The 1,576-nt window shown below is 59.6% G+C and carries 1 protein-coding gene; it reads right to left on the reverse strand.

Going from position 1 to position 1,576, the window contains the following annotated elements:
• Window positions 1–303 (reverse strand): M16 family metallopeptidase (locus ACZXDY_RS45820; RefSeq protein WP_464350000.1); only part of this gene is annotated, 303 nt, incomplete at its 3' end.
• Between the last annotated feature and the right edge of the window lie 1,273 nt (window positions 304–1,576).

The following is a 1,576-nucleotide window of genomic DNA, read 5'->3' on the forward strand; positions in this document are numbered from 1 at the left end:
GAGCTGCTCGCGCGGCACGCGCTGGAAATAGCCGGTGTAGTCGGTGGAGGTGAAGGCGTTCTCATTGCCGCCGACCCTGAGCACGGTCTGGGAGAATTCGCCGGCCGGATGCTTGGCGGTTCCCTTGAACATCAGGTGTTCGAGGAAATGCGCCAGTCCCGATTTGCCGGGGGTCTCGTCGGCGGAACCGACCCTGTACCACATCATCTGCGTCACGACCGGGGTACGGTGATCGGGGATCACCACCACCTGCAGGCCGTTGTTCAGCGTGAAGCTCGCGGACTGTTCCGAGGTGGCTGTGATCTGGGCAAGCGCGCTCCTGTTTCCAGGAACGTGTCGCAAGCTAGGATTGCTGCTATGATCCGCTTTGTAATCGACCGCCAGGGCGGTGCGCGTCATCAAGGCCAGGGCAACACTGGCCGTGCCTAGCACCCGAGTCGTCACGGAACTCCAATTCTTCATGGCATCGCCTTTGGTCACACAGATTCACATTCTGCAGCGGACGGTCCCGCCCAAAGCAGGAGGAGCCGCACACACGTCGCAAGCAGCGGAGCAAAAGCCGGGCCAGTCACCTGATGCTACCGCGCGCGGGCAGATGGACCCAAAACGAAGCCCGGCGCGTGCTTTCTCTTCGAAAGCCAACCCGCGCTTGTTTGGTATCCGCCAACATGTTGCGAGCTCGACATTGAACACAAAAACGCACGACAACTCGTCGCCTCGCGTTGCCTAACCTACGATGCCACATACCGGATGACGCCTCGATCTCGCGCCACAGGCACTCTCCGCCGTTTCGCGGCCGCGCCGGCGCCCGCGAGGGAAGATCTAGAGCTTGTCGCGGCGCCCCGCACCAGGAGTACCCGGTCGCGCTTCGACGCTACGAGCTTTGACGATCTGGCCATTTCTTCGACCCACGAACGCGAAATGTCCTAGCGGACTAGCAACAAGAAGATCATGTGGGGTTTCAGGCCCGGCGAATTAATCTACCACTTATCCTGTTCCTCACACCGCGCCTCGAGTTCAATCAGCTCGCCCTCCAGCACAGGCCGATCCGCCATTTCAAGTGCTACTTCAGCGACCTGCGAGCTCAGGTGCTCGCATCGGGTGGAGGATTTCACGTTCGGCCTCCTCGGCATCACAAATATGTTTCATTGGCTGTCCCCGTCATGATCACGAGCGCGCAATTCATTTTTTGCTCGACCGTGCTCCACGGGCTCACGCAGCGTGTCGACCTCCATCGTCTTCTTCCGCCACAACTTACGTAGGTACTTGAGCGCCTTAGCCAAGTCGGAGGCCCTCTTGGCCGCCACTGCCGAGAGCTGCCGTCCTGAAGGAGCTCTTCTAACGAAACAAGCTTTTCGGATTGGTGCCGTTCTAGCATCCACCGAGACCGTCTTGCCCCCTCAAACTCTTCTTCGATCAGTACTAGCTTTTCTTCGGCAGAGCGCCGACGCCGCACCTGACGGAAGCATCGATGCGGTCTCCCATGGCTCATCATGACGCTGAAATGGACCCGCGGAGCGGGACCGCTTGAACCGGTTTGTTAGTTGGAAACTGACCGCTCCTGATCCCTTTCTAT

The organism is Bradyrhizobium sp. LeoB3, from assembly GCF_055456055.1.